We start from the raw sequence: 18,824 nt of genomic DNA, 5'->3' as shown, positions 1-18,824 counted from the left end.
CAAATTCTATTCTATTTTTTTAAATAACCATTACCTTCCTTTGTCAGTGTTATTTAAATTAAATAGTATGAAAAACAATTCATTATCAGCAGTATATATATGCCTTTTGATTTTGATTTTCGGTTGTAACACACCTAAAAAAGAAAGTGAAAAAATTAGTAAGGAAGGATATACTACTAGCGGTCAAAATCCAAAATGGGTACGTAGTTTAATCAATGCATATAGAACTCTAAATGATGGTCAAAGTATTGAAGCTGCTAATCAACTATATGAAGCAGCAGAGCTTACGCCCAAAAAAAACTGGGAGATCTACTTTATGGCAGCAACTGTGTATGCAACCAAAAACAAAAATGAAGAAGCCTTTCAATCATTACATAAAGCAATACAAGCCGGACTTAGAGATTCTGTATTGACGGCCACCTATCCAAGCTTATCCAACCTAAGAAACGACTCAAGATGGAATACGCTACTACACACTATAAGTAATAATAGAAAGAAATATATACAGTCCATTAAAAATCCTGAGTTATTAAAAGAATTGGAAGAAATGTGGGCACAGGATCAACTTGCATTATCTCAATACGAAGAAAAAACAAAATCTCTAGATAGTAATGCTTCTGTAGAGGAATACCAATTACTTTTTAAAGCTGTCGAAGATCGATGGGAAATAAATAAAAATAAGCTCGATAGTATAATTGATATTCATGGTTGGCCCGGAAATGAACTTGTTGGAGAGGACGGAGCAAAAATCAGTTGGGCAATACCACAACATTACCCCGATGTTTTTTTTAAACAAAAATGCCTATCCTTAATCAAAAAAGCAATGAAAAAAGGAGATATGAATCCCAATCATTATGCAGAGCTCAATGACAGGATAGCAAGAGATACTTGGCAGAAACAAACCTATGGAGCAAGTATGGGGCAAGGCACCCCTCACCCTATTCAAGATCCTGCCAATGTAGATCAAAGAAGGGTAGCATTAGGGCTTCTAGAGCCCATAGAGGTTTATGCCTATTTTCATGGCATCGAATATCAAAGACCTAGTCAAGAAGAAGCTAAAATAGCCTTAGCAACCTCACATCAAAAAGCACAACAAAATTTTAAAACCTTTAAAAAATTTATAGCTCAGAAAAATATTGATTCTGCAAATACACATATTGCAAGTGCAATATCATTTTACGGAGAACTTAGTAATGACCAACTCTATCAGGCATCATTATATCTTGCTCCTTTCGAGAATAAACGTTCTAAACGAATCTGTAAAAACATTCTAAAAGTTCTTGTCTGGAGGAAATGGGAGAATAGATTTAAACTAACTAAACAACCAGAATTTATTTCATGGTATAATAAAAAGGAATGGTTAGAAATTACAGAACTCCTTCAGAAGAGTCAATAATTACTATTTTCAATCCTCAATATCAATTTCTTTCAGACCCAAACTATCAAAGAAAATATCGACATCAAAATCATTTTCAAAAGCTAATGTATAAAACATCTTAGCTTTTTCTTCATCGTTATCTACTTCCTCTCCCATAATATACATTGCTGCCAATTGTCCTGCCGCTTTACCATGGCCTAGATTTGCAGCCTTAGTATAATATGCTATTGCCTTATTAATATCTTTAGAGATACTTTCATATCCTGTAGCATAATATGTGCCTAGATTATATATTGCTCTAATGTTATTATTTTCTGCTGCTTTAACACACCAATCTATTGATTTTTGTGAGTTCTGCTCTACTCCCATACCATAATGATAATAAATACATAGCTCAAACATTGCATCTGCATTTCCCTTTTTAACAGATTGCTGAAGCGCAAAAAAAGAAGCTTCCAAATTTTCGGTATATGCGTATCCTTGATTTAGCATATACCCTTTAAGCAAATAAATCTCTCCGCTAGTATCTTTATCTTCGAGATCAGCGACTAAATCCTTAATCCTATCTGCAGGGATAGAAGTAAGTTTAGCGAAATATGCTATTCTAATATATTTAATCCACGCATCTATACCATATCCCAATTCTGCAGCCAATTTGAAGTAAGAAACTGCTTTTTCAGCATCGTGATCGACACCAATACCTCTATAATAAATCATACCTAACTCGTACCAACCTTCAGCATTACCAGAATTTCCTGATCTAGTATATAGGTCAATCATTTCATCTACCATTTTGATATCCAAAATACCTATTACCAAATCTCCTCTCTCAATTTTTTCTTTAATTTCTTCAGCATTTTGATAATCTGTCATAGAATTTTTCTTTTTAGATGTTGAGCAAGAAACAAACAAAAACATTATAATTATGCGTATTGATACTGATTTTATTATAAAATTTTTCACTTAAAAATCTTTAGTCTTTGTTTGTTAAATTTGATTGGTTTGATGATTAGTTATAGAATAAAAAGAATGTTCCTAAGCCACTTCAAATAATTTACCAGGTAATGGTTTTATAACTCCCTTTAATTCCATATTAAGCAATACAGAAGCTACTTTAAAAGTGGGTAAATCACATTGCAATGCGATAACATCTAATATTTCTTTCCCATTTTTATTTAGAAAATTAAAAATTTTCTTTTCGTCCTGTTCTAATTCTACAAATAGTTGTTTTTGTATAGCAGGCTGTTCTTTTTCATCAAGTTCCCAATTAAGCATGTAAATCAAATCCGCAGCGCTGGTTAGCATATGAGCACGCTGTGTTTTTATTAACATATTACAGCCTTTACTTAATGCATCATCTACGCGACCAGGAACAGCAAACACATCTCGATTATACGAACTTGCAATTTCGGCCGTGACGAGTGAACCTCCTTTATCTGCACTTTCGATCACTACTGTTGCTTCACTAAGGCCAGCTATTATACGATTACGCCCCAGAAAATTTTTACGGTCAAAAGCATCTGTACTCCAGAAATCAGTAAAAAAACCTCCATTTTCTTCTAGTTGTGCTACATATTTCTTGTGCGCTTTGGGGTAAATTTGATTTAAACCATGCGCTAAACAACCTACAGTTTGAAGCCTATGTTTTATAGCAGTTTTGTGCGCAATAATATCCACACCATAAGCAAATCCAGATACAATAATGGGATTAATAGGAGCCAATGTTTCTATTAATTCTTCGCAGAATTTTGCGCCATAACTTGTTACTTTTCTTGTACCTACTATACTTAATATTTTTTTATGTTGAAGGTTAATATTTCCCGAAGAAAACAATACTACAGGACCATCAATACAATGTTTTAACTTCTCTGGGTATCCTTCCTGATCATATATTTGGTAATTAATATTATTTTCTTCTATAAATTTTAATTCATTTTCTGCTGCTTTGCGATGTTGTGGATTATGCAAGTCTTTGATCTTTACAGTACCAATACCATCTATCTTAAGTAAGTTACTAGTTTTTTCAGTGAGTACTTCTTCCGCAGAACCCACCTCACGTATCAATCTTTTGATAGAGTTATCTCCTAAATTTGCTACCTTTTTAAGCGTTAGTAACGCCAGAAGTTTTTCGATGATCATGTAATGCATTATAAGTCAGTGCAAGAAACAAAAAAAAACCAAACTGTTGATAAATTCAGAAACTATAGTTTCGATGGACTCCATTTTTTCATACCTTTGAAATGACTAATCACGTTGAAGAAACAGCATATTTTAGAAGGGGGCAATGAATAATACAGCCAAATACATAAGTGAATTATTATATAGATATGAATGTGTAATCATGCCAGGTTTTGGTGCGTTTTTAACAAGACGTCAACCAGCTATGATTCACGAATCTACAAATGCATTTTACCCTCCTCAAAAACTGATTTCTTTTAATAGTCAATTACAGAATAATGATGGCCTGTTAGCCAACTATATTGCTTCTGCAGAAAACATTTCTTATACAGATGCTGTGGCTAAAATCCAACGTTATGTATTATCGCTTAAGGAAAAAATGGCTCAAGGTCAGCGTATAGAGCTAGATAAAATTGGTTCTTTATTTACTTCTGTAGAAAATACGCTTCAGTTCGAACCTTCTCAGGAAGTAAATTATCTAAGTGAAGCTTTTGGATTATATTCATTTGCTTCTCCAGAGATCAATCGTGAAATTGAAATCGCCAGAGAAGTTTATAAAAAAGAAGTTGAAGCAATTGAAGAAGTCACTCCTCTTACCTTCACTCCAGAAAAACGTCGTGAGCGACCATATTTACAATATGCAGCCGTTGCAGCCATAGTATTAGGTATTGGTGGATTCTTTGGTCTAAAACAAATTAGTGACAATACAGTAAGCTATAATAATCAAGAATGGCAAAAAGCCAATCAAGAGATTGAAAACAGAATTCAAGAGGCTACTTTTGAAATATCTAATCCCTTACCTACCATTAGTCTCAATATCGTTAAAGAAGAACAAAACACAACAACGGCTAGTACTAATGAATCTATAGAAGTATTATCTGGAAAATATCATATTGTTGCTGGTGCTTTTAGAATTGAATCTAATGCTAATAAAAAAGTTGAAAGCTTAAAAGCTCAAGGTTTTAATGCTCGTTTAATTGGAGTTAACAAGTATGGATTACACCAAGTAGTGTATGAAACTTATGAAAACAGATCTGAAGCACTACAAGCATTAAGAAAAATTAAAAATCAGGAAAGCCCAAAAGCTTGGTTATTCATTCAGGGAAATTAAAAATTATTCTAACATTAGTTTTTTACTGCATTTTATGCCTATCCAAATAGGTATATTCTCTATCTATTCTTATCTCTAAGTATTTACTTTAAAGCTAAGGATTAAATACCCTATAACTTATTTTCTCATTACGGTATTACCTCATATCTTTGTCAAAAATTAAAATGCCTATGGAAGCTAGAACCCCTTCAGAATCTCTTGCAATACTAACCGACTTTGTATTAACTGGAGAGACCAACTCACTTAATAATTTGTTTGGGGGAGAGCTTTTAGCACGTATGGATCGTGCTGCTGGAATCGCTGCTGGCAGACATTCTAGACGTGTTGTGGTAACCGCTTCGGTAAATCATGTTGCATTTAACAAGGCAATTCCGTTAGGAAGTGTTGTCACTGTTGAAGCCAAAGTTTCCAGAGCTTTTACTTCCTCTATGGAAGTTTATATTGATGTTTGGGTAGAAGATCGTCAGAGTGGAGAAAAAACTAAAGCAAACGAGGCGATTTATACTTTTGTTGCTGTAAACGAAAGTGGAACCCCTGTTGCTGTGCCTTCAATTAACCCGCAAACAACTTTAGAAAAACAACGATATGATGCTGCTTTACGTCGTAAACAATTAAGTTTGGTGCTTGCAGGAAAAATGAAACCTGATGATGCTACCGAGTTAAAGGCGCTCTTTGTATCATAATCTTTTTACATTTTTTTAAAAACTGTTATTGCATTGTGCCCTCCAAAACCAAATGTATTGTTCATAGCAATTTCAATATTCTTGGATATTGCTTTTTGTGTTATGATATTTAGGTTTTGAGGAATTTCATCTGAAATATGATCTGTATTAATTGTTGGTGGTATAATTCCGTCTGTGATAGCTTTAATACATAATATACTTTCTATAGCTCCAGCGGCGCCAAGTAAGTGCCCTGTCATCGATTTCGTTGCGCTTAACACAAGATTTTCAGGTGCACTACCGTATACTTTGGAAATTGCTTTAACCTCGCTTAGGTCTCCTACTGGAGTCGAAGTCGCATGAGTATTTAAATAATCAACTTCTTGCGGATTAATCTGCGCCTCTTGTAATGCCAGTTCCATGGCTTTTGCAGCTCCAAGACCATCTGGATGGGTAGCGGTCATATGATACGCATCGGCAGTCATTGAAGCTCCCACAACTTCTGCATAAATCTTTGCTCCTCTTTGTTTTGCATGCTCAAAGTCTTCTAGAATAACAGCTCCAGCTCCTTCTCCCATTACAAAACCATCTCTCTCTTTATCAAAAGGTCTTGAAGCTATTTCTGGATGATCATTCCTTTTTGACATTGCTTTCATCGAACTAAACCCTCCTATAGAAGCTTCTGTAATAGGCGCTTCAGAACCTCCTGTGACAAATATTTTGGCCTTCCCTAATTTTATATAATTATATGCATCCATTATAGCAGAATTTGATGTTGCACATGCCGAAACCGTAGTATAATTAATACCCATTAGATTAAATTTCATAGAGATCATACCCGAAGCCATATTAGCAATGAGCTTAGGCACAAAAAATGGATTAAACCGAGGATTTTTATTGTTTAATGCATACTCTTTTACTTCATTTTCAAAAGTATTCATCCCTCCTTGTCCTGTTCCCCAAATGACACCTACGTCAAATGGCGAAATCTTATCCATGTCAATTCCCGAATCTTCAAATGCTTCTGATGCTGCATAAAGTGCATACTGAGTAAATAGATCACTTTTTCTGATTTCGTTTCGTTCCAGATACTTTTGTGGCTCAAAGTCATTAATTTCGCAGGCAAACTGAGTTTTAAACAAAGAGGGGTCAAACTTTGTAATTTTTGAAGCTCCACTTTGACCAAGGATTGCATTATTCCAAAATTCTTCAACAGAATTTCCTAGAGGAGTCACTGCTCCCAAACCTGTTATTACTACTCTTTTTTCGTTCATATTTGCATAAATTATACTTACTAATAAGTAAGTTTTATGAGTTAAAAAAAATTATACTCCTTTTAATATGGAGGCTTTTACTGATTTAAAAATATTCTCCCGAATTACTTTATCAAGGATAAGAGAAGAAAGTAGTGATGCTATGATAAGATCTGCTTTTTCATTAGGTTTTTCTGCAAAATTAAATTCTTTTTTGGCAAGTCCTTCTTTAAGCAACTCCATCATCCATATCCTAATCTCTCGACTCATTTCTGAAAGGTTATTTTGCATATTCTCTGGTAATGATTCATAGGATGATCCCAAAGCTCCAACTAAACAAACCAGATTGAGTGATTGATTTTCTTCATATAAAGCTATAAAATTATCTAATCTTCTCTGTGGTGAATAATGGCTCCATTCTTTATTTTTTAATTGAAATTTCTTTCTTGTTCTTTGAATAATTTCTTCTCCCAGATCAGATTTTTTTGGAAAATGGTAATGTACAGCAGCATTTTTTATTTGTAATGGTCCTGATATATCTCTATAGCTAAATGCATTATACCCTTTGGTTCTAATCAAATTTTCAGCCAGATTCAGTATCTCAATTCTCTTATCAGACATAGTTCCAAATATACTTACTTATCAGTAAGTATGCAACTTTAAAAATTAAGTTTATATTTCAAAAAAACCATCAAACTTAACTTTGACAACTTTTTTATACTGACCATTTAATAGATTACATCTTATAAATCCAACTTTGCGGGTTCAATCGCTTTGCATTTTGGTAGATTAAAAATTTCATGATTGCTCTACCTGTAGTTGGATTGGTACGTACTGCACCTATAGACTGTTTGGTTGCGACCTTATCACCCTCTTTAACTGTTATATTTTCTATATTATAATAGGTAGTGATATAATTACCATGTCGTATCTGAACTAATCGGCTGGCTCCTCTAAGTTTTTGTATTGCGATTACTTCTCCTTCAAAAATAGCTCTCGCCTTCTCTCCTGTTCTTGTTTCTATTTCGACTCCACTGCTATTAATTTGTATATTGGGTAATGTAGGATGTGGCTGACGTCCAAACTTCTTAGTTATTCTTCCTGTTCCCACGGGCCAAGGCAATTTTCCTTTATTCGATGTAAAATTATCAGCCAATATCTTAGCTTCTGCAGTCAGAGCAAAGGTCGTTGCTGAACCTTTTTTGGTTACCTTTTTACCCGCTTTCTTATTTGCTCTGGCAATCGCTTCTCTAATCAGTTTTTCGATTGCTTTATCAATCGCACTAGCTTGTTCTTGTTTTTTCTTAATTTGTTTGGTATACGTCCCTGCTTTCTTCCTAATTGAAGCCATTAATATTTGTTGCTCCTTCTTCTCTTCTTTAAGATCTTGTTGTGCCTGTCTATTTTCTTCAATCAACCCTTGCTTATCCTTTTTTTGTCTTGAAAGATCAGTATTAAGTGCCTGAAGCTCTATCGTACTATTTTCAATCCGGTCTGCTTGTTCTTTTCGATGCTCATTATACTGCTTCATATACTGCAGTCGTTTATAGGCCTGAGCAAAATCTGCAGAAGAAAGTAAGAACATTATTCGGCTTTGATGAGATTTACTTTTATATGACTTGGTAATCATCTTAGCATAATCTTTTTTAAGAGCCTTAAGCTCTTTGCGATATGCATCTATCTTCTTAAAATTTGTATTAATCTCACGAGTCAACAAGTTTGCCTGCTGGTTTGTAATTTTAATCAAATTCTGACGTGTACTAATCTGTGAATTGATCGTTTCAACTTCATCCAAAACAGAGCGCTCTTTAAGTTTATTATCAGCCCGCAATTGTTTCATTTGCTCAATTTCTTCTCTTAAGCGTTGACGTTCCTCTTCTAGTTGTTGTTGCTTGGTACTTTGAGAAAACAAGGGACCACAAACCAATAATAAACCAATAAAAAATATGACTTTTAAAAATCTCATTGAATAGTAACTTGCTTGTATCCTGATGGTATTTTAAACGGAAAACTTACCTTAGCATTGTAATCTACCGTTTTATATTCTATTTCAATTGTTGTTTTCCCTTTATCTTGTAAAGCTTCTATGTGAATTTCTTTAGGAAATTCTTGATTTCCTACCTTTTGATATGTTTTATAATAGATTGTTAAATCTCTATTTTCTGATGGTTGTTTAAGTTTTTGTTGAGCCATTTTAAAAGTATCTGGTCGTACTAAAAACAATCGCTCGAATAAAGCTAATTCTGTTTTAGGCTGTAATTGATAGGATTGATTCATAATGGATGATTTATACTTATCATCCCTTAAGTTAAATAATGCTTGTCCCAAAAGCATTTGTTGTACTTTCTTAAAATCTAAGTCTGTTCCTAACCATTCACTTAACAACCTAAAATCTCCTTCGAAGTAGGTGCTATTGATTTTCTCATAATAACTTACTTTTTCTGGTGTAATTAATGCTTTTGCAAGTGTGATCCCTAACATTTTTACACTAACCCATATTCTTTTATCTTTTTCAAGACGTAAAGTGGCGATAGGACTAAAGGATTGTTTCCCATCATCATATTTGACCTTTACCTTGGTATTAAGTGTTTCAAAATTGAAAGATCGGTTATAATGATTTGCAATGATTTTTTCTGCGCTTAATCTTTTTACACCTGATTCGGTCACACTTTTGGTACCTTTACAAGAATTGAGGGCAATCAAAGAAAAAAACAATAGACCAAAAAATATTCTGTTCATTAACTCTTATGATTTTTTCTGAAGTTGATTTACTTTTTCTTGATATTCTGAAGCTTTTGTTGCATCTCCAAGTTTTTGATATGCTGCACTAATTTGTTGATAAAAATCTGATTCCATTTTAAGATCATCTATTACATAATCTATACCTGTAGTGAGAATTTCGATCGCTTCTTCTGCTTTTTCAAGATGAATAAGAGATACTCCATTTACCAAATAGAAAATAGGTTGTGCAGGGAATAACTCTAAAGCTAATTCACTTCCACTCATTGCTTTTTCGTATCGTTTTAGATCCAATTGTAAAAGTAGAATTCTTCTTAATAACGAAAAATCATTAGCATTACTTTTTATACCTCGTTCATAAAAATTAAGTGCTTGTTCTTTATCGTCCTTTTTAAAGTAATAATTTCCAAGTTCTGTAAATACTTTTCCATTCTCCTGACCATTAGAAAGCAAAGCAATAATATCGGTTAATTGAGATGCATACTGTGGATTTTTATCAATGAAGAGAAGAAAATCATTGACCACTTTAAATTTAGAATCCATATCTATTTTATTGCTTTTTAGTGCAATTTTCATAGATTGAATCGCTTCTTCTGTTTTATTTCCTTCTAGATAAAACTTATACAATGCCAAATGTACCAATTCTGATTTTGGCTTTTTCTTTAATAATAAAGTTGCAACCTCAAATGCTTTTTCTTTTTCCCCACTTTGACTATAAAGATAGATAAGATTAAGATAGTTTTGTTCTACCTTAGGCTTGTCTTTTATCATCTTTTCTAATCTGGAGATTTGATTATTTGGGTTTGTTATTTTTGAAGAAATGCGTTTTCGTAATCTACTTCTATACCCATCAACACCATATTCTTCATCCAGCTCATCAATTAAAACCAAAGCTTCATCATAACGTCTTTCAAGAAAATAAAGATTTGCTAACTGTTCTTTAAACATAGAATTAAAAGTAACCAGCTTTTCTACAACTCCTGTAGATTCTTTGTATTTTCGTTGTTGAAAATACACTTGAAACAATAGTTCCAATACAAATTTATCATTAGGTTTTACCTCTATTACTTTCTTAAAATTATCTTCTGCCTTTTGGTATAACTTTAACTCTAAATAATTTTTTCCCAGTTCAAAATACAGGTAATTCGGTTCTGGATCAATAGCAATACATTTCTCTAAAGCTTCAATCGCCTTATCATAGTTGGTGATTGCTTTTTGCTTTAATGCTTCAAAAAAAGATTCTTGAAACTCATCTGAAACATTCCCCAAATCATCAATATTAATCTCTTGTTTGGGTTCTATATCCTGAGTATAACCAACATTATACCCTAATACAAAGAGTATACTCAAAATACAAATATGTTTCCAATAATTAATCATATAAAATTTACTGAAGTACTTTTACTTCATCACAAATTATTCCAAAATAGAATAGTCTCCTATGCTTACTGTAGTGAAGTTTCCATCATACACAGCATTATTTCCTATCATAGCATTGTCTAAGTTAGCATTTTTTATGACAGTTTTGGTTTGAACCAAACTATTTTTGATAGCTGTATTCTCGATTACACATCCATTCCCTATTGAAACGTTCGGTCCAATTGTTGCATTTTTCAGGGTTACTCCTTCTCCTATATAACATGGACTAATAATGGTAGAATTTTCCTGTTCTACCTGATCACTGACCAATTGCTCTCCATCATTCTGTAAAAACCCAAGCATCCTTGTATTGGTTTCTACAGTAACATTTTTATTTCCGCAATCCATCCACTCATCTACTTGTCCGGTTACAAAAACTTTACCATTACTCATCATTCTTTTGATACCATCATTAATCTGATATTCACCTCCATTAATAATGTTATTATCCAATACATATTGCAGTTCATTCTTTAGCACTGCTACATCTTTAAAATAATAAATTCCGATCACTGCCTGATCCGAAACAAACTTCTGAGGTTTTTCTACCAGTTCTACAATATGTTTGTTTTCATTAAGTTTTACCACCCCATATGCTTCAGGTTGTTCTACCTGTTTAACCCAAATTACAGCATCTGCCTCTTTATCGAGATTAAAATCTGCTCTAATTAGTGTATCTGCATATGCAATTACTGCAGGGCCTGAGAGGGATGCTGCAGCACACATAATTGCATGTCCGGTTCCTAAAGGTTGATCCTGTCTGTAAATAGATGCTTTTGCCCCCAGTTCTTCTGCTAATTTAGTTAAACTCGATACAACATCCTCTCCAAAAAAAGCAGGATCACCAAGTACAAAGGCAATTTCATCAATTGGTTCTCCCAAAACCTTAGCAATATCAGATACTAATCTGTGTACAATTGGTTTCCCGGCTACCGGAATTAAAGGCTTAGGAACAGTAAGTGTATGAGGTCTTAGTCTAGAGCCTCTTCCTGCCATGGGTACTATGATTTTCACTTGATTATTTTTTTAATGTTATTATTTTTTGTCTTATGGCATACATAACATATACCTATATGCTAAACTATTTTCTTTAATTCAAAAACCTATTCTCGATACATTTTGTATTCTGTCATCTAGAACAGAGTCGAGAGATCAGTACTAAAAACGTCTAGAATAAACAGTTTTTAATTATTTAACTCCAGTACTACCAAAACCGCCTTCACCTCTTGATGTCTCAGAAAGTTCTTCTACAACCTGCCATTCTGCACGTTCATGTTTGGCTATTACCATTTGAGCAACCCGTTCTCCATTTTCGATGGTAAAATTTTCGTTAGAAAGGTTTACTAAAATCACCCCTACTTCTCCTCTATAATCAGCATCGATAGTTCCTGGTGCATTAAGTACAGTAATTCCTTTTTTGGCTGCTAATCCGCTACGAGGTCGAACCTGCGCTTCATAACCTACTGGTAGCTCGATAAACAATCCTGTTTTTACAATCGTTCTCTCCAAAGGTTGTAACGTAATAGATTCTGTTATATTGGCTCTCAAATCCATCCCTGCAGAAGCGATAGTTTCATAATGAGGCAAATCATGTGATGATCGGTTAATAATTTTTATTTGCATAGGTACTTTACACTTTCAACCAGAGGTTGTTTATTTTTTTAGAATTTGTTTTAACTCTCTCTTTTCTGAGGCGTACAAAATTACTAAAAACACGAGTAACAATGGAATAGAAATCATATAATTACTATCAAAAATGTAAAACGAAAGAATCGAAAAACTGATAGAAAGCGTAAGATACATTCCTATCTTTTTTAAATTATAGGGGATTGGATAATATTTTCTTCCAAAATACCATGATAATAACATCATAGAACCATAAGCAACCAATGTCGCTATTGCTGATCCAAGATAACTATACCTTGGTATTAAAATAAAATTTAAAAGCAATGTAAGTCCTGCTCCTACAACAGAAATATAGGCGCCAAATTTAGTTCGATCCGTAATTTTATACCATACCGAAAGATTATGATAAATACCAAGGCATAAATTAGCTAATACTATTATAGGAACAATTTTTACAGCTTCCCAATATGCCTGGTCTCTAATAATGAACACTTTTAAGATGTGAACAAAAATAACCACTCCTAATAAGATAAGGGCTCCAAAGGCCACAAAGTATTTTGTAATTCTCGCATACGTTTCTCGAGCATTTTTATTTTCAGAATAGTTAAAGAAAAAAGGTTCTATTCCCAGTCTAAAGGCTGTTGAAAATAACGTCATAAATAATGCCAGTTTATAACAGGCCGAATACACTCCAACAACATGTTCTGCAGTATCTTCTGGTAACAAATAGTCAAGTATAATTCTATCAAATGTTTCATTAATTGAAAATGCAACTCCAGCTATTAAAATTGGAAGTGAATACTTCATCATCCTTTTCCATAATGCTTTATCAAAACGGTATTTAAGATTGATATAAAAAGGAACCAATAACAAAAGTGTTAATCCACTTGCCACCAAATTTGAAATGAAAATATAATTAATCTCATAATTATCAATGACAATACTTTTTAAGCTTGAAAAATCATCAGATAGTTTTTTTAGATATATCAATAGAAAAACATTCAATCCAAGATTAATAAATACATTTAAAATCTTTATAAATGAATATTTCATCGGTCTTTCATTTGCTCTTAGCCAAGCAAAAGGAATAATCACTAAAGCATCTAACAAGAGTATCCAGATAACTAAGACAATATAATCTTCTTTTATCCCGGTTAACATCGCAATTTGGTCCTTAAATAACAGCGCTAATGCAAAAAAGCCAAAAGAAGATATCAAGAGAGATATTGTCGAAGTACTAACAACTTTTTGTTTATCTGATTCTTTATTAAAAAAACGAAAAAAAGCAGTCTCCATGCCATAGGCTAGTATCACATTGAATAAAACGAAGTATGAAAATATGATAGAAACTTTTCCATATTCATTTGTCGGCAATACATCGGTATATAATGGAACTAATAAAAATGACAACATACGAGGAAGCACTGTCGCTACTCCATAGATAAAAGTCTGCTTAAAAAGTTTTTGAAATATGCTCAATTGGTGAATCTAATTGTAGTCGTAAAAGTACAATTTTTTATCGCCTAATTTACATAGGAAAGTTCTTTAAAACTATTTGTTTGAGGTTCTCTATTTTGAACAGTTTTTCTTCTCTGTTTTGGATGTATTGAAGCATACATTCATTTGCTTTAAGCTCGAAAGGGATTTTCCTTTCTATTTCTGGTAATTGGTTTTTAAACTCTTCTTTAGAATCACCGCTCATAATCAGGTCTTGCATTTTAGCCGGATACACGTAATTCCCTTCATATATATTTGGATTTGAATTCGTCTTCTTCAATTCAATTTTTTTACCTCTAAAAAAAGCATAAGTAAGCTCAACTTCATTGTTTTTTTCAATTTCAAAACTTACGAACAAGGTGGTGGGGCCATCAGCCATTCCCGAAGGAATTTCTTGAAAATAAGAGTCTTTGATTTGTAGAGAAGCTTTCATGTCTATTTTTTGACTACTTGCACATTGTGTAAAAGTAACTACTACCAAAAGCATCAATACCTTAATGCATAATGTTTCAAAGTTTTTCATAGTATTCTTTATTTATCTTATTTAAAGACAAATTTAATGCCAAAATTATTTTAACATTTGATAAAGATAGAAAAACGGCAGTATAATACCCAAAGTAAAGCTTAAGGATAAAGTCTTCAAATTTTTCAGGTATCAAGGTATATTGGATATTTATATTGCACTTTCTTGGTAAAATGAGGTATTGCACCAAGCCTTTTTCTGTGATACAACCTTATATCCCAAAAATATCCCATTGAATCCTTGTAAATATTTAATAGTAAAAACCCTCCTATCTTCTGATAAACTAATAATTTCGATTCCAAAATCTATTAAGTTTTCTTCTTTAATAAATTCGGTATTTAAATTTATTTCTTCCGTAGAAAACCCCCAAGTGATTTCGCTACTAGCCACATTATCTTCACTCCCATTATAGATCCTAATTTCATCTATATTTTGTACAGAACTCTTATCCAAATCCAATGAACAATACACTGTACCGGATATGCCTGCATCTCCTAAAATGATTGATCCACGTAAAGGTCTGCCATCATCATTAGAACAAGAAAGAAGAAAAACCATACAACATTGAAAGATGATCAATAAAACTACCTTATTTTTTAATCGAGATGTTGTCTTTGGCTGAGGGTTAATTATTGCTGATTTATTATGTTTTTTCATGCTAACCATTTTGATTACGTATTAAGTCTTTTCATTTAAATAGTCTTAAATACATACAAATGGTTGCGTAAAAGGAAATCATAAAATACAGTCACAGGTATAATAATAAAGCCCACCAAAAAAGGGTGGGCTTTATTATTATACTAAAAACTTAATATAGTATTAGTTATTCAATGCTTCTGCACCACCAACAATCTCAAGGATTTCATTGGTAATAGAAGCTTGTCTTGCTTTGTTATATGACAATTTAAGTGCATCTCTAAGCTCTGTAGCATTATCAGTCGCTTTATGCATTGCAGTCATACGCGCACCATGCTCTGATGCAAACGAATCACGTAACGCTTTATACAATTGTGTTTTAAGCGACTTAGGTATCAATTGTTCTACAATCTCTTCCTTAGAAGGCTCAAAAATATAATCCAAATTTGCAGTTTCCTGACCAGCTACAGGCACAATAGGTAAAAACTGTTCTGTAGTAACATCTTGAGAAGCAGCATTTCTAAATTTATTGTATACAATTACGATTCTATCATAAGAACCATTAGTAAAATGTTCCATTAATTCTTCAGCAATTGCTGCAACATTAGTAAAAGTAAGATCATCATATACCTCACTTTTATTTGCAATTACAGTATGCGTTTTAGAAACTACATCATTAACTTTTTTACCAATCGTCACAAAATCTACTTGCTTACCAGCATATTCATTCTCATAAAGCTCTCTTACACCTTTAACGATATTAGAGTTAAATGCTCCAGCTAAACCACGATTAGAAGCAATTGCCACAATGAGCACTTTATTTACTTCACGTTGTTCTGCATATGTACTAGCGTTATCTCCTTCTAAAGAAGCGCTTAAACTCTGCAACAACTCAGTAAGTTTATCAGAATAAGGACGCATTGCAGTAATCGCCATCTGTGCTTTATTCAACTTTGCAGCAGATACCATTTTCATGGCACTGGTAATTTGCATCGTTGATGATACAGAGGTGATTCTACTACGTAATTCTTTTAAATTCGCCATTTTTTATACTTATGAATTCAGAATTCTTTATTCAGCGTTTAATTATGCTTTGTATTTTGCTGAAATCTCTTTACAAGCAGAAAGTAATACATCTGTTACTTCGTCTGTCAATTTTCCAGCCTTTAAAGTGTCTAAGGTGTCTCTATGTTTTGCATTAAGATACTCAATAAAATCACTTTCGAATTCTTTTATTTTATTTACAGGTACGTCCCTTAACAAGTTTTTAGAACCTGCATAGATGATCGCAATTTGATCTTCTACAGTATATGGATCATTTTGAGCTTGCTTAAGAATCTCTACGTTACGCTTCCCTTTTTCAATTACATTTAAGGTAGCAGCATCAAGGTCAGATCCAAACTTAGCAAATGCTTCTAGTTCACGGAACTGTGCTTGATCCAGTTTTAACGTACCTGCAACTTTTTTCATTGATTTAATCTGAGCAGATCCCCCCACACGAGATACAGAGATACCTACATTAATTGCAGGACGAACCCCAGAGTTAAATAAATCTGATGTTAAGAAAATCTGGCCATCTGTAATAGAAATTACATTGGTTGGGATATATGCTGATACATCACCTGCCTGAGTTTCAATAATTGGTAATGCCGTTAAAGATCCGCCTCCTTTTACTTTGTCTTTTAAAGAATCAGGAAGGTCATTCATATCTTTAGCAATACTATCATCTGCAATTACTTTTGCAGAACGCTCTAATAATCTTGAGTGAAGATAAAATACATCTCCAGGATATGCCTCACGACCTGGTGGACGACGTAATAACAAAGATACCTCACGGTATGCTACGGCCTGCTTAGATAAATCATCATAGATAATCAAAGCTGGACGTCCTGTATCACGGAAATACTCTCCGATTGCAGCACCTGCAAATGGAGCATATACTTGCATAGGAGCAGGATCAGAAGCATTTGCAGCAACGATAGTTGTATATGCCAATGCACCTTTATCCTCTAGTACTTTAGCAATAAGCGCTACTGTAGACGCTTTCTGTCCAATAGCAACATATATACAATATACTGGCTCACCAGCATCATAAAATTCTTTTTGATTTAGGATAGTATCAATACAAACTGTTGTCTTACCAGTTTGACGGTCACCAATCACCAACTCACGTTGTCCTCTTCCGATCGGCACCATAGCATCAATAGACTTGATCCCTGTTTGAAGTGGTTCGTTTACCGGTTGACGAAAAACTACACCAGGAGCTTTACGCTCTAATGGCATTTCAAAAGTTTCACCTTCGATAGCACCTTTACCATCAATAGGATTACCTAATGTGTCTACTACACGACCTACGATTCCTTCTCCAACATTGATAGATGCAATACGCTGAGTACGTTTTACAGTTACCCCTTCTTTAACTTCTGTTGAAGAACCTAAAAGTACTACCCCAACATTATCTTCCTCAAGGTTAAGTACAATACCTTCTAGTCCTGATTCGAATTCTACTAATTCTCCATATTGAGCATTAGACAATCCGTATACACGAGCGATACCATCACCTACTTGTAATACTGTTCCTACCTCTTCTAATGAAGCTGATGCTTCAAATCCAGATAATTGTTGTTTTAATATTGCTGATACTTCAGCAGGATTCACTTCTGCCATTTTATAATAGTTTAGGAGAACGAGTACAAACTCTCATTCTCTTATTATTAAATTTATATTTTAAAACGTATGTATTAATTGCTTAATTCTCTTCTTAAATTCGTAAGCTTATTTGCTATACTAGCATTATATTGTAAATCACCAACTCTTAGAATAAATCCACCAATAATAGCTTCGTCGATTATATTTTCTATTGTCGCCTCGTTACCTGTCAATTCTTTTACTTTGCTTAAAACTTTAGCCTTTAATCCTTTATCCAAAGGAACAGCCGTAGTCACTTTTGCTACCTGAGTATTATTTAATTGGTCAAACAAAACGATATATTGCTTTGCTACATCCCCTAATAAATCAACTCTTTTGTTTTGAACTAAAGTATCAAAAAGTTTTTGTGTAATATCCCCAGCGCCTTTAAATATCTCACGTAGTGAAGCTAGTTTTACTTCACCTTTGATCAAAGGACTACTCAATACCATTCTGAGCTCGGCGCTATCGCTAACAGTAGCGATAATACTTTGCATATCTTTCTGAACATCTTCAGTGGCTTTTTTATCTTGAGCTAAACTCAAAACTGCCTTCGCATAACGTATTGCTGCTCTACTCATGTATGATTAGTTTAAAGTAACATCTCCTAACATAGACTCAACCAATTCCAATTGTTTGTCTTTGTCAGCTAATTCTTTTCTCACAACTTTTTCTGCAATCTCTACAGAAAGTCCAGCTACCTGGCTCTTAAGATCAGCAATCGCTGCTTTCTTTTCGCTTTCTATAGTTGCTTGTGCTTGTGCTACGATTTTATCTGCTTCAGCTTGTGCTTCAGATTTTGCATCGGTGATCATATTTTCTTTAAGCTGTCTTGCTTCTTTAAGCATACCATCACGTTCTGCTCTTGCTTCATTTAAAATACGTTCGTTATCTGCTTGAAGGTTTTGCATTTCTTTTCTAGCTTCTTCTGCAGATTCCAGTGCATTTTTAATACCTTCTTCACGATTATTTACAGCTTCTAATATAGGTTTCCAAGCAAATTTTCTCAATAATAAAAGTAAACCTACAAAAAGTAATATCTGCCAGAAAAACAGACCGAATGAAAAATCATTTATTAACTTCTCCATAATTAATTATGTTATCTTTTTATCGT

Annotated in this window: 19 protein-coding genes; 3 read left to right on the top strand and 16 right to left on the bottom strand. The window is 33.4% G+C overall.

The features are described from left to right. The first annotated feature begins 67 nt into the window (after positions 1–67). Positions 68–1,396, top strand: a complete 1,329-nt coding sequence (locus tag PQF96_RS21815) for a DUF6624 domain-containing protein (protein ID WP_271768333.1) — start codon at positions 68–70, stop codon at positions 1,394–1,396. Between the two features lie 9 nt (positions 1,397–1,405). Here PQF96_RS21815 and PQF96_RS21810 read toward each other — a convergent pair whose 3' ends face one another. Then, positions 1,406–2,251, bottom strand: coding sequence for a tetratricopeptide repeat protein (locus PQF96_RS21810; protein WP_271768331.1), 846 nt, complete (start codon positions 2,249–2,251; stop codon positions 1,406–1,408). A 162-nt stretch (positions 2,252–2,413) separates the two neighbouring features. Further along, positions 2,414–3,517 carry a DNA-processing protein DprA gene (dprA, locus tag PQF96_RS21805; RefSeq protein ID WP_109436155.1) on the bottom strand — a complete coding sequence of 368 codons (1,104 nt, stop codon included), beginning with the start codon at positions 3,515–3,517 and terminating at the stop codon, positions 2,414–2,416. Positions 3,518–3,662: 145 nt separating this feature from the next. Here dprA and PQF96_RS21800 point away from each other — a divergent pair, with 145 nt between their 5' ends. Further along, entirely contained in the window at positions 3,663–4,667 is a 1,005-nt protein-coding gene (locus PQF96_RS21800; RefSeq protein WP_271768328.1) for an HU domain-containing protein, read from the top strand. A gap of 170 nt (positions 4,668–4,837) precedes the next feature. Continuing rightward, the gene (locus tag PQF96_RS21795; protein ID WP_109436450.1) at positions 4,838–5,350 is read left to right on the top strand and encodes an acyl-CoA thioesterase; all 513 of its coding nucleotides are present in this window, start codon (positions 4,838–4,840) and stop codon (positions 5,348–5,350) included. Between the two features lie 5 nt (positions 5,351–5,355). Here the strand turns inward: PQF96_RS21795 and fabF are convergent, their stop codons facing one another. The 14 genes from fabF to PQF96_RS21725 all read right to left on the bottom strand — a co-directional run bounded on the left by fabF (position 5,356) and on the right by PQF96_RS21725 (position 18,798). Beyond that, positions 5,356–6,603 carry a beta-ketoacyl-ACP synthase II gene (fabF, locus tag PQF96_RS21790; RefSeq protein WP_271768326.1) on the bottom strand — a complete coding sequence of 416 codons (1,248 nt, stop codon included), beginning with the start codon at positions 6,601–6,603 and terminating at the stop codon, positions 5,356–5,358. 51 nt (positions 6,604–6,654) lie between these two features. Next, positions 6,655–7,203 (bottom strand): TetR/AcrR family transcriptional regulator, encoded by a 549-nt coding sequence (locus PQF96_RS21785; RefSeq protein ID WP_271768324.1) that lies wholly within the window; start codon positions 7,201–7,203, stop codon positions 6,655–6,657. Between the two features lie 115 nt (positions 7,204–7,318). Further along, positions 7,319–8,548, bottom strand: coding sequence for a murein hydrolase activator EnvC family protein (locus PQF96_RS21780; RefSeq protein WP_109436159.1), 1,230 nt, complete (start codon positions 8,546–8,548; stop codon positions 7,319–7,321). Further along, positions 8,545–9,321, bottom strand: coding sequence for a DUF4292 domain-containing protein (locus PQF96_RS21775; protein WP_271768322.1), 777 nt, complete (start codon positions 9,319–9,321; stop codon positions 8,545–8,547). Before PQF96_RS21775 ends, PQF96_RS21780 begins: the two co-directional genes overlap by 4 nt. A 6-nt stretch (positions 9,322–9,327) precedes the next feature. Beyond that, on the bottom strand, positions 9,328–10,671 hold the full coding sequence (locus tag PQF96_RS21770) for a tetratricopeptide repeat protein (RefSeq protein WP_271768319.1): 1,344 nt from the start codon (positions 10,669–10,671) through the stop codon (positions 9,328–9,330). Between the two features lie 66 nt (positions 10,672–10,737). Next, the gene (locus PQF96_RS21765) at positions 10,738–11,754 is read right to left on the bottom strand and encodes a sugar phosphate nucleotidyltransferase (protein ID WP_271768316.1); all 1,017 of its coding nucleotides are present in this window, start codon (positions 11,752–11,754) and stop codon (positions 10,738–10,740) included. A gap of 174 nt (positions 11,755–11,928) precedes the next feature. Beyond that, positions 11,929–12,363, bottom strand: coding sequence for a dUTP diphosphatase (gene dut, locus PQF96_RS21760; protein ID WP_109436163.1), 435 nt, complete (start codon positions 12,361–12,363; stop codon positions 11,929–11,931). Between the two features lie 30 nt (positions 12,364–12,393). Beyond that, positions 12,394–13,845, bottom strand: coding sequence for an oligosaccharide flippase family protein (locus tag PQF96_RS21755; RefSeq protein WP_271768314.1), 1,452 nt, complete (start codon positions 13,843–13,845; stop codon positions 12,394–12,396). 49 nt (positions 13,846–13,894) lie between these two features. Then, positions 13,895–14,386: a hypothetical protein gene (locus PQF96_RS21750; protein WP_109436165.1), complete on the bottom strand. Its 492-nt coding sequence runs from the start codon at positions 14,384–14,386 to the stop codon at positions 13,895–13,897. A gap of 150 nt (positions 14,387–14,536) precedes the next feature. Then, positions 14,537–15,043 (bottom strand): hypothetical protein, encoded by a 507-nt coding sequence (locus PQF96_RS21745; RefSeq protein WP_271768311.1) that lies wholly within the window; start codon positions 15,041–15,043, stop codon positions 14,537–14,539. A gap of 162 nt (positions 15,044–15,205) precedes the next feature. After that, a complete protein-coding gene (atpG, locus tag PQF96_RS21740) occupies positions 15,206–16,066 on the bottom strand; it encodes an ATP synthase F1 subunit gamma (protein ID WP_109436167.1) in 861 nt (286 codons plus the stop codon). Positions 16,067–16,108: 42 nt separating this feature from the next. Continuing rightward, positions 16,109–17,689 carry a F0F1 ATP synthase subunit alpha gene (atpA, locus tag PQF96_RS21735; RefSeq protein WP_109436168.1) on the bottom strand — a complete coding sequence of 527 codons (1,581 nt, stop codon included), beginning with the start codon at positions 17,687–17,689 and terminating at the stop codon, positions 16,109–16,111. 74 nt (positions 17,690–17,763) lie between these two features. Further along, on the bottom strand, positions 17,764–18,291 hold the full coding sequence (gene atpH / locus PQF96_RS21730; protein WP_271768307.1) for an ATP synthase F1 subunit delta: 528 nt from the start codon (positions 18,289–18,291) through the stop codon (positions 17,764–17,766). Between the two features lie 6 nt (positions 18,292–18,297). Beyond that, positions 18,298–18,798 (bottom strand): F0F1 ATP synthase subunit B, encoded by a 501-nt coding sequence (locus tag PQF96_RS21725; protein WP_109436170.1) that lies wholly within the window; start codon positions 18,796–18,798, stop codon positions 18,298–18,300. Positions 18,799–18,824 lie beyond the last annotated feature (26 nt).

Origin of the sequence: Aquimarina algiphila (assembly GCF_947494415.1) — a bacterium.
Taxonomy (GTDB): Bacteria; Bacteroidota; Bacteroidia; order Flavobacteriales; family Flavobacteriaceae; genus Aquimarina; species Aquimarina algiphila.
Note: the sequence above shows the minus strand (reverse complement) of the source record. Positions and strands in the feature narration are given on the sequence as shown.

Bases quoted from the DNA above. Each gene is read 5' to 3' on its own strand.
- atpA (WP_109436168.1), bottom strand. From the start codon at position 17,689: ATGGCAGAAGTGAATCCTGCTGAAGTATCAGCAATATTAAAACAACAA.
- PQF96_RS21815 (WP_271768333.1), top strand. From the start codon at position 68: ATGAAAAACAATTCATTATCAGCAGTATATATATGCCTTTTGATTTTG.
- fabF (WP_271768326.1), bottom strand. From the start codon at position 6,603: ATGAACGAAAAAAGAGTAGTAATAACAGGTTTGGGAGCAGTGACTCCT.
- PQF96_RS21780 (WP_109436159.1), bottom strand. From the start codon at position 8,548: ATGAGATTTTTAAAAGTCATATTTTTTATTGGTTTATTATTGGTTTGT.
- PQF96_RS21800 (WP_271768328.1), top strand. From the start codon at position 3,663: ATGAATAATACAGCCAAATACATAAGTGAATTATTATATAGATATGAA.
- PQF96_RS21725 (WP_109436170.1), bottom strand. From the start codon at position 18,798: ATGGAGAAGTTAATAAATGATTTTTCATTCGGTCTGTTTTTCTGGCAG.
- PQF96_RS21750 (WP_109436165.1), bottom strand. From the start codon at position 14,386: ATGAAAAACTTTGAAACATTATGCATTAAGGTATTGATGCTTTTGGTA.
- atpH (WP_271768307.1), bottom strand. From the start codon at position 18,291: ATGAGTAGAGCAGCAATACGTTATGCGAAGGCAGTTTTGAGTTTAGCT.
- PQF96_RS21795 (WP_109436450.1), top strand. From the start codon at position 4,838: ATGGAAGCTAGAACCCCTTCAGAATCTCTTGCAATACTAACCGACTTT.
- dprA (WP_109436155.1), bottom strand. From the start codon at position 3,517: ATGATCATCGAAAAACTTCTGGCGTTACTAACGCTTAAAAAGGTAGCA.
- dut (WP_109436163.1), bottom strand. From the start codon at position 12,363: ATGCAAATAAAAATTATTAACCGATCATCACATGATTTGCCTCATTAT.
- PQF96_RS21810 (WP_271768331.1), bottom strand. From the start codon at position 2,251: ATGACAGATTATCAAAATGCTGAAGAAATTAAAGAAAAAATTGAGAGA.
- atpG (WP_109436167.1), bottom strand. From the start codon at position 16,066: ATGGCGAATTTAAAAGAATTACGTAGTAGAATCACCTCTGTATCATCA.
- PQF96_RS21785 (WP_271768324.1), bottom strand. From the start codon at position 7,203: ATGTCTGATAAGAGAATTGAGATACTGAATCTGGCTGAAAATTTGATT.
- PQF96_RS21745 (WP_271768311.1), bottom strand. From the start codon at position 15,043: ATGAAAAAACATAATAAATCAGCAATAATTAACCCTCAGCCAAAGACA.
- PQF96_RS21775 (WP_271768322.1), bottom strand. From the start codon at position 9,321: ATGAACAGAATATTTTTTGGTCTATTGTTTTTTTCTTTGATTGCCCTC.